Below are 8,452 nucleotides of genomic sequence, written 5' to 3'. Positions count from 1 at the left end.
ACTTGTGCAGGGCGTGTCGGTCTAAAGAGTGTGTACCATTGCCAGCCTACGCAACTGGCAGAAGAGGCATTCCTCGGAAGACGACGGCTGCTGGATAACTGAAGCATAAGAAAAGCCCCGATTCAATCGGGGCCCAGTAAGATGCTCGGCTATTCAATAGCCGTAGTAGTTCACGCATGTGTTCTCCTCCTCGTCTATCTTCATACATTGGGTGTTGCTACTCTTATTATCATGGCGTACACCACTTCCTTCAAGGATGTCGAATGTATGTAAAAAGGGCAGGGATTTTTGACCATCCCTGCCCCAAGTTTTTTCTGATTTACTCTTAATCCCACGATGCAAAAGCATCTTCCAGCACTCCTGCGAGCTGCTCTGGGCGATTATATTTCACCTTGGCGTAAATATCCATGGTAATCTTGCTGCTTTCATGACCGGCAAGATACTGAACTGTCTTCGGATCAACCGAAGCATGAATCAGATTCGTAATATAGGTGTGCCGCAGCTGATGCGGAGTCACCTCAAAGTCCAGACTGTAAACCACATTTCCATTGTGTGCTGCCTTTTGCCCCAGAACCGGCTTCACCGTATGCTTTACCCTCTTGCCATCTTCATAGCGATAATAGCAGCGTTCCTTGGTGGTACGGGTTACGATATACTGCCATAATCTCTTGAATTGCGTATAGGACAACGGGTCTCCATCCCGGTTTGCAACCACATAATCCGATGTCGATGTTTTCTTTGCCTCTTTCAGGCATTCCAGAAGATTGTCCGGAAGAGGGACATTCCGATGCGCTGCCTTTGTTTTCAGCTCTGTCAGAATAACCGGACGATTATGCTCCGTATGCCAGGCTCTCCGAACGGTAAGGTACGGAGCCTCGCAATCAAGATACACCGAATCCCATTGAAGTCCGAGGATTTCTTCTCTCCGCAATCCTGCGTACAGCCCCAGCATCACGAACACATACGGTGGCAAGCCGTAAATGGCATCCAGCAGCTTATTCACCTGCTCATCCGTAAGCGGGAGGCGGTCCTTCTGGTGAATCCCTCCCACATTCTTCTTCAGATAGATGGTCGGATTCTCATCAATGATCTTGCTCTCCATTGCTGCCGTAAAAATACACTTATATATAACGTTCACCGATTTGTACACGGATGCCGACTTTTTTGATGCCACCAGCAGTGCCAGGCGAATGTCATCTGCTGTTACATCTCCCATATGCATATCGCCCAATGGCTTAATGATGTAGTTCTTCACTTTCGATGTATAGTCAATCAGCGTTGTCATCCTGATCTGTGCCGACTGCATCAGCAGCCATTTCTCGCAATACTCCTCCACTGTAGGTGTACTGCGGCGATACGTCTTGTTCTCAATCTGCTGGATTGCTTCCTGTTCCTTCTGGTACAGTTCCTCTCTCGTTCTTGCATATAAAGAAACCCGCCGCCCCTGCTGATCTGTTACACGGGTGCGATAATACTGCGTTCCCTTCATACTCACCGTACCATAATCGGGAAGCATCATTCTACTTGCCGCCATATCATTACCTCCAATCCTGTTGTTGCTTTCATTATTGCGGATTCATCGTCCATACTCAACGATGTCGATTTTCACCGCCGAAAGCTTCGAGGTTTGCGATATGTCGCAGCACGATCCATCGGTTTTGCACGGTGCGTACATTTTGCAATATACTCCTGAATCCCCACTTCCGTGAAATAAACGCAGCCGTTTTCCACATTCTGAACATAGGAGATCAAACCGTCTGTTCTTGCAGCATCCAGTGTTTTTACGCTGATTCCCAGTATACTGGCTGCTTCCTTCCTTGTAATCAGTTTATCCATCGCCTTCTTCGCCTTCCTTTCGGCATTTGCCCTGTCTTTTTTTCTCTCTGCCTGTTCCGGAATGTAATAACCAAGCTGAATCCTTACAGCTTCGTCAATCCCACGCATCTGCCCCTTACTTACCCACCCAATATAGCGAATCACGCATATCTTGTCGCAGGTGTCGAGCTGTTCTGCCAATACCATAGACGGTTTTGCCAGTCCCTTTGCTTTACGGAGAAAGAAATGCGTTGGCTGCTTTCGCTTCTTCTCAATTTTCGATGTCAGCGGAGCAATCGTGATCGTCGGCGCATAATAATTGCCGACATCATTCTGAAGAACCACAACAGGACGAACACCGCCCTGCTTTGATCCGACCGGAACACCGAGATTGGCGAGATATAAATCACCTCGCCGATAAACCCAGTTTTCTTTCATTTGCTGTTGTCTCCAATCTCCATACACTGATATGGATAAAGCCTGCCAGGTATTATGCTGATACAGCACCCAGCAGTGCTTTCTGAAAATATGGTTTCTCTGTACTTTTTTCTTATCACCCCAGAGATGTAGGATTTCTCACAGGCGGCAGTGTGCTTCACTGCTCCATTGGAATTTAACCATCCCGCCTTCCTTATAGCCGGACCGCGAATTACGGAAGTATCATTGTCCCTGTCTGGCTTTAACACCGCCGCCGGTTGCAATCCGGCATTTGCTTCTGCGAAACCGCTATCGCCCCGATGGGCTTCATGGCGTGCAGTCGAAGGCTCGACCAAATAGTAATGTACCTGAAGAATGAGTATTCAGTTTTCAAGGGACATCCGGACTTTCGTCCTTACAAAGTAAGTTTAACAAGAATCCTCCGGTTTCGCGTTGGCCTCGTAGGCGCACTTTGGTTGTCCTTGCAGGACTACATACGGTTCGTTTTGATTTTTTCAGTGTCCTATGCAGTCGGATTGGGGCAAAAAAAATACCTCGTTGGTTTCCCAACGAGGCATCGAAGACGATTCTATTCTGTTTTCTGTAAACTGGTACCCGTTTATCTCCTGGTGACCATTTGAGTCACGGCTAATGTATCAAAAAAGCAACGCTCATCTCAGCAAATCAGACAAAGGATTCAAAGTGCCACTAAATTTTCCCGTGCAGGCATCTGTCCCGCCGCTCTCTGGCGTATTCCAGCAGTGATTGCACACCGGACAAAGCGCCTCGCCCCTTGTCCCATGCACGCCACAACAATACCGGCGCACCATGAGGGTAACGGTTTCGATCTCCTTTTCCTTGTTCAAGTTCTGAAGTCCTTTCTGTTTTATACATAATTAGTATTAACTAACCGTCTGATGGAAGAAAAGGCAGACCACCTGTATGCAGTCTGCCTTTTGCCTGATGCGAAAGTCCGCAGACACGCGGGGCTTACAGCACCAGCGAGGGCGCGGTGTAGACACGTGCCTTCAGCTCGCTGTTTAGCATATACAGCCCCTTGCTGTCACCGCCGAACAGCTCCATCTTGGTAATGAGGTCAGCGGCGTTCTTCTCCTCCTCGCCCTGTTCCCTGATGAACCAGTCCAGCATCTGCATGGTGCGGAAGTCCCTGACCTCGTATGCGGCGGCGTAGATGGCATCGATGCTGGCGGTGACCAGCTTCTCGTGCTCCAGTGCCTTTTTCAGCGGGGTCATGTTGTCGCCTCGTTCCCACTCCGGCTTTGCGATAGCCTCAAAGGTGACGCCCTCGCCGTTATTCTGCAAATACTGATAAAACAGCATGGCGTGATCCCGTTCCTCCTGCGCCTGTACCCGATACCAGTTCTCAAAGCCGTCCAGTCCGACGGCGGCGTAGTAGTTGGCAAAGTCCAGATACAGATAGGCGGAGTAGAACTCCTTATTGATCTGCTCGTTGAGCAGCTTAGATACGTTAGCGTTCATGATACTTCTCCTCCATAAGATTGTCTTTTTCCTGCTCCCGGCAGGGGGGGCAGATATACCGTACCCAGAGAGATGCTGGGATGCTCCCTTTTCATCTCCAGGAACACCTGCTCCGCCGTAGGATGCTGTTGCAGCTCCGTTACGGCGGCCAATATCTCCTCTGCGTATTTTGGCATACCGCCAACCCTCCAAATGCAAGAATGAGTCTTATTCTTATGCTTTTATTATACCTATATTTTTTTCTCTGTCAACAACCACAAAGGGCTTGTGCTCCAAAAGCTGCCTCGAAGTACCTTGACAGTTTTAACTGTATCTTTTATATTTCAGTATAACCTGTATCAGTAGCAAATACAGTTGCGTTGGAGGTTGATTATGCGTCAGATATTACTTTGTGCGGCACTTGCCACCTCGCTTGCGCTGCTGAGCGGCTGCACGCTGTCCAAGACAAAAGCGGACACGGCGGAGGACGCTCCAGGCAAGGCGGCGTATCATAAGATCAGCGCCGAGGAAGCCTATGAGATGATGGTCTCGCAGGAGGTCGTGGTGGTGGATGTCCGCACCCGGGAGGAATACGATGGCGGGCATATTGAAAACGCCGTCCTTGTGCCCAACGAGAGCATCGGGAGCAAAATGCCCGAGACGCTGTCCGATAAGGAGGCGACGCTGCTGATCTACTGCCGCAGCGGCCGCCGCAGCAAGGATGCTGCACAAAAGCTGCTGGCGCTGGGGTATCAGAGCGTCTACAACTTCGGCGGCGTCATCGACTGGCCCTACGAGCTTGTGAAGGAGGGATGATTGTGGACAGTTCTTTTAATCTGGCCGTCCATGCGCTGGTCTGCCTGAGCCACAGTGGACGCTCCCTCAGCAGCGAAGCGCTGGCGGAGAACATCTGCACCAATCCCACCCGCGTCCGCCGGGTGCTGACGGGGCTGAAAAAAGCGGGAATGGTAGAGACCCGGGAGGGCTTGGACGGCGGCTACCGCCTGACGGCAGACCCCGCAACCTTTTCTCTCCGGCAGGTAGCGGAGGCGGTGAATACCCGCTTTGTGGACTGCGCGTGGCACAGCGGCGACATTGACCGGGACTGCGCCATCTGCTCCGACATGGCGGGCGTGATAGATGCGCTTTACCGGAGCATGAATGAGGAATGCGCCGCCTATCTCTCGCACATTACGATCACGGATATTGAAAAACAGCTTTTCACACAGAAATAGGAGGATTTTACGATGCTTACCATTACGACCAAAAGCTTTGAGAATGACGTCCTGCATGCGGACAAGCCCGAGCTGGTGGATTTCTGGGCCCAGTGGTGCCCCTACTGCCGCCGTATTGCCCCGGCCTTCGACAAAGTGGGGGAGTAGTACGCCGACACGCTCATCGCTGGCAAAATCAACTACGACGAGGAGCCGCAGCTCATCGAGCGTTTCGGCATCGACACCATCCCCACGCTGATGCTCTTTAAGAGCGGCTAGGTGATCGGCTCTGCGGTAGCGCCCGGCTCCAAAGCCGCCATTGAGACATTTATCCGGGAAACGCTGGCGCAGTGAGGGCGTGGCTATGGAGCAGATCTATGATACGCTTCCATGTAGCACTTCGTGTCTCCTTAGAAACCGAGGGCAACGGTCAAAGCCATCCGTTTGCACCATGGTCAAAATGCAAAAAGCGCAGCCGCAGAGAACATCTGCGGCTGCACTTCGATCCATTTTCAAAGCTTCGGCATCACTCAACGCTATATTGTTGTCTAAATAAATCAGCGACGATATTTTGCTTTTGAGGCATCGTGCGGACAGACGAAGCCAGATTCGCCGCCTACTCCGCGCAGAGCTCCGCCACCAGAGCGTCCATCTGCGCTTCGCTGGTTTGGTTCAGTGCGCCGCGCAGCGATACATCTGTTTCACACAGTCGGAGTTCCTTCATCTTTTCCAACTCGGCACGCATCAGCCGCGCGGCAGCAGGGGCCCATGAGCCGTTTTCCATGAAGGCCGATCCGGCGGTTTCGGAATCCCTTTGTCTGTAAATGATCCAAAAAGGCCTTCATGGGCGGGAACAGTCCTCCGTCATAAGTGGAGCAGGCCAACACCAGTTTCCCACAGTAGAATGCGCTGGTCACGGCATAGGAAAGGTCTGTTGCCGTCAGATCGCACATGGTGACTTGCGCACCTTTACCCTCCAGCTTGCTCTTGAGGGCCTCCGATGCATATGCGGTATTTCCATGGATGGATGCGTGAGCGATCAGGATGCCCTCCGGTTTTTCCGGTTTCCATTTTGACCAGAGATCATAGAGCCGCAGATACTCCCCCAAGTCTTCTGTGAGCATGGGGCCATGGAGCGGGCAGATCGTTTTGATCTCCAGCGCGGAGATTTTTTTCAGCAGCGCCTGCACCTGTGCGCCATACTTTCCGACGATGTTGTAATAATACCGCCGGGCCTGCGGCGCCCAGGGGGCACGGGCAGTCCGTTCCAGTGAACCGAAGCGGCCGAAGGCATCCGCCGAGAACAGGATCTTTTCCTCCTCTTCATACGCTGCCATCACCTCCGGCCAGTGTACCATCGGCGCCAGCAGAAAGCTCAGCCGGTGCAAACCCAAGGAAAGCGTATCTCTTTCGCCAACCTCCAGCATACGTTCTTCCGACAATGCACCTGTGCCGAAGAACTGCTTGATCAGGGTAAATGTTTTCGCGTTTCCCACGATCTTCATCTCCGGGTACTTTTGTGCCAGCCGCATGAGGCTGCCGGAATGATCCGGCTCCATGTGTGTGACCACAAGATAGTCGGGGCTGCGCCCCTCCAACACCCGCGCCACATTGGAAAGCCATTCTTCCGCCGCCCGTGCGTCCACGCTGTCCATCACGGCAATCTTCTCATCCAGAATGACATAGGAGTTGTAGCTCACTCCCATAGGCTGGACGGGGTACTGGTTTTCAAAGAGTGCCAATGTGTTATCATCCACCCCTACATAGCGGATGGCATCTGTTACCGTTTGAATGGTCATAATACAAAACAACTCCTTATCATCTGTTCAGGACCTGCATCTCCGGGTTCTTCTCCCCGAATTTCTCGCGCAGCGCACTGCAGATATCCTCCCGGGACTTGCCCTGCTTCTCACCGTTTTTAATTAGCTTGTACGCCTGAAACAGCGCAGAGGGGCCGATCTCGCTGCTGAAAAAACCGATGCCCTGATTCCATGCCAGCAGCTCGAACACGTCGTCCAACGCGGCGCTCTCCACACCGTGGATATATGCCTTTACCAGCTCCCGCGCCGCCTGCCGCATCCGGCCCGCACCGACAGCGTTGGTCAGGGACAGCAGCAGCGTTTCGTAGGGCAGTACGCGCTTCTCGCTCTGCCATGTGGTCTCCCAAAAATCCACGGCGATCTGCCCCAGCTTTTCATCAATCATGGGATAGTTCAAAAGAGCCAGCGGCTTGAAGGGAGCGGAGCTGTCGCCTGCATTCTTCTCCACACGGCAGAACCAGACATGGAACTCCGCCTCACTCCGCTGCTCGGTGTGGTGCTCGTAGCCCAAGCCCTCCATGACAGCGTACAGTGGATGCGGCTCAAAGGTCTGGATGATGTGTAATCCTTCGCCCACCACAATCATATCATAAACATGATTGTTGTTTATATCTGAACCCTCCGTTATTTCGCCAAGGCTTCCTGAATGAAACGGTCGATCTCTGCCTTTGAGCCGGGCGCGGTGATGGAACCCACGGCCTTTCCGTTCCGGAACAGCACCAGAGTCGGGATGACCTTCATCCCCTCGGCCCCCGCCAACTGCGGCTCCTCGTCAATATTGATCTTGCCGACGGCAAGGCTGTCCGCGTATTCCTCTCCAATCTTCTCATACGCAGGGCCGATCCTCCGGCAATAGCCGCACCAGGGCGCCCAGAAATCCACCAAAACAGGCTTTTCCTCCCGGATCAACTGCTTAAACTGCTCCTGATTCATGTTCATAGCTGCCATATCTGCCAGCTCCTTTCCTTTGTTTTCTTATAAATCGTCTATTAGTGCGGTACTCTTGGCGTAAGCGGTACTGCGTGCCTCAAAGAAATCGGTCTTGACCATGTTGGCGTCGGCGTACTGGCTGACCCATTCCATGCTCTCCGGTTCGCTCTCAAAGCCCGGATACAATGCCGGATAGCCAAGGCTCGTCCAGCGAAGATTGCCGAGATAGCGGATGTAATCGCTGATCATCTGCCGGTTCAACCCCGGGATGTCGTCGCCGATCACATAATGCCCCCATGCGATCTCCTGCTCCACGCCCTCATGCATCATCTCGCGCAGCGCTTGTACGCTCTCAGCGGTGAACAACTCCGGCTGCTCCTTTTGCAGCTCTGTGATGATATTGCGGAACAGCCACAAGTGCGTGTTCTCATCGCGGTTGATGTAGCGAATCTCCTGCGCCGAGCCGGGCATCTTCCCGTTTCGGGAGAGATTGTAGAAGAACATAAAGCCGCTGTAAAAATAGATGCCCTCCAAAATATAGTTCGCCATCATCACGCGCAACAGCGAGGGAGCGTCCTTCCGCTCCTGAAACTCGTTGTAGCAGTCCCCAATGAAGGTGTTGCGGCGCAGCAGATGCTCGTCCGTTTTCCATTGGTAGAGGATGTCATTGCGCTCCACGGGGGAACAGATGGTGTCGAGCATATAGCTGTAGCTCTGTGAGTGGACACACTCCTGAAACGCCTGAATGGACAGGCAGAGATTGACCTCGTTGGCGGT

Annotated in this window: 10 protein-coding genes and 1 pseudogene; 3 read left to right on the top strand and 8 right to left on the bottom strand. The window is 52.6% G+C overall.

Translation table 11 applies throughout. The features are described 5' to 3' along the window. Positions 1-325 precede the first annotated feature (325 nt). The 4 genes from AC075L_RS21815 to AC075L_RS21800 all read right to left on the bottom strand — a co-directional run bounded on the left by AC075L_RS21815 (position 326) and on the right by AC075L_RS21800 (position 3,908). On the bottom strand, positions 326-1,534 hold the full coding sequence (locus tag AC075L_RS21815; protein ID WP_476388213.1) for a tyrosine-type recombinase/integrase: 1,209 nt from the start codon (positions 1,532-1,534) through the stop codon (positions 326-328). Positions 1,535-1,605: 71 nt separating this feature from the next. Beyond that, entirely contained in the window at positions 1,606-2,253 is a 648-nt protein-coding gene (locus tag AC075L_RS21810; RefSeq protein ID WP_476388212.1) for a type II toxin-antitoxin system PemK/MazF family toxin, read from the bottom strand. A 969-nt stretch (positions 2,254-3,222) separates the two neighbouring features. Beyond that, positions 3,223-3,735 (bottom strand): ferritin, encoded by a 513-nt coding sequence (locus AC075L_RS21805; protein WP_119244993.1) that lies wholly within the window; start codon positions 3,733-3,735, stop codon positions 3,223-3,225. Further along, positions 3,729-3,908 carry a transcriptional repressor gene (locus tag AC075L_RS21800; protein WP_476388214.1) on the bottom strand — a complete coding sequence of 60 codons (180 nt, stop codon included), beginning with the start codon at positions 3,906-3,908 and terminating at the stop codon, positions 3,729-3,731. The genes AC075L_RS21805 and AC075L_RS21800 overlap by 7 nt, the downstream gene beginning before the upstream one ends. A 196-nt stretch (positions 3,909-4,104) precedes the next feature. Between AC075L_RS21800 and AC075L_RS21795 the strand changes: the two genes are divergently transcribed. From AC075L_RS21795 to AC075L_RS21785, 3 genes are read left to right on the top strand one after another with little or no spacing between them, the layout of a single operon-like run. Next, on the top strand, positions 4,105-4,527 hold the full coding sequence (locus AC075L_RS21795; RefSeq protein WP_476388211.1) for a rhodanese-like domain-containing protein: 423 nt from the start codon (positions 4,105-4,107) through the stop codon (positions 4,525-4,527). Then, complete coding sequence (locus tag AC075L_RS21790; protein ID WP_476388210.1) at positions 4,524-4,946, top strand: RrF2 family transcriptional regulator; 423 nt, start codon at positions 4,524-4,526, stop codon at positions 4,944-4,946. Before AC075L_RS21795 ends, AC075L_RS21790 begins: the two co-directional genes overlap by 4 nt. A 12-nt stretch (positions 4,947-4,958) precedes the next feature. Beyond that, the gene (locus AC075L_RS21785; protein WP_476388209.1) at positions 4,959-5,093 is read left to right on the top strand and encodes a thioredoxin family protein; all 135 of its coding nucleotides are present in this window, start codon (positions 4,959-4,961) and stop codon (positions 5,091-5,093) included. Positions 5,094-5,541: 448 nt separating this feature from the next. Here AC075L_RS21785 and AC075L_RS21780 read toward each other — a convergent pair. The 4 genes and pseudogenes from AC075L_RS21780 to AC075L_RS21765 all read right to left on the bottom strand — a co-directional run. Continuing rightward, positions 5,542-6,724, bottom strand: a pseudogene (locus AC075L_RS21780) (FprA family A-type flavoprotein). Positions 6,725-6,743: 19 nt separating this feature from the next. Further along, positions 6,744-7,331, bottom strand: a complete 588-nt coding sequence (locus AC075L_RS21775; RefSeq protein ID WP_476388208.1) for a sulfurtransferase TusA family protein — start codon at positions 7,329-7,331, stop codon at positions 6,744-6,746. Positions 7,332-7,369: 38 nt separating this feature from the next. After that, the gene (gene trxA, locus AC075L_RS21770; protein ID WP_476388207.1) at positions 7,370-7,693 is read right to left on the bottom strand and encodes a thioredoxin; all 324 of its coding nucleotides are present in this window, start codon (positions 7,691-7,693) and stop codon (positions 7,370-7,372) included. 27 nt (positions 7,694-7,720) lie between these two features. Then, a partial coding sequence (locus AC075L_RS21765; protein WP_476388206.1) for a ribonucleotide-diphosphate reductase subunit beta occupies positions 7,721-8,452 on the bottom strand: 732 nt, incomplete at its 5' end.

This window comes from Blautia sp. ZXY-1-B12 (assembly GCF_056339915.1).
Note: the sequence above shows the minus strand (reverse complement) of the source record. Positions and strands in the feature narration are given on the sequence as shown.

Excerpts from the sequence above, each read along its gene's own strand:
- AC075L_RS21815 (WP_476388213.1), bottom strand. The coding sequence starts at position 1,534 with ATGGCGGCAAGTAGAATGATGCTTCCCGATTATGGTACGGTGAGTATG.
- AC075L_RS21810 (WP_476388212.1), bottom strand. The coding sequence starts at position 2,253 with ATGAAAGAAAACTGGGTTTATCGGCGAGGTGATTTATATCTCGCCAAT.
- AC075L_RS21800 (WP_476388214.1), bottom strand. The coding sequence starts at position 3,908 with ATGCCAAAATACGCAGAGGAGATATTGGCCGCCGTAACGGAGCTGCAA.
- AC075L_RS21795 (WP_476388211.1), top strand. The coding sequence starts at position 4,105 with ATGCGTCAGATATTACTTTGTGCGGCACTTGCCACCTCGCTTGCGCTG.
- AC075L_RS21790 (WP_476388210.1), top strand. The coding sequence starts at position 4,524 with ATGATTGTGGACAGTTCTTTTAATCTGGCCGTCCATGCGCTGGTCTGC.
- AC075L_RS21785 (WP_476388209.1), top strand. The coding sequence starts at position 4,959 with ATGCTTACCATTACGACCAAAAGCTTTGAGAATGACGTCCTGCATGCG.
- AC075L_RS21775 (WP_476388208.1), bottom strand. The coding sequence starts at position 7,331 with ATGATTGTGGTGGGCGAAGGATTACACATCATCCAGACCTTTGAGCCG.
- trxA (WP_476388207.1), bottom strand. The coding sequence starts at position 7,693 with ATGGCAGCTATGAACATGAATCAGGAGCAGTTTAAGCAGTTGATCCGG.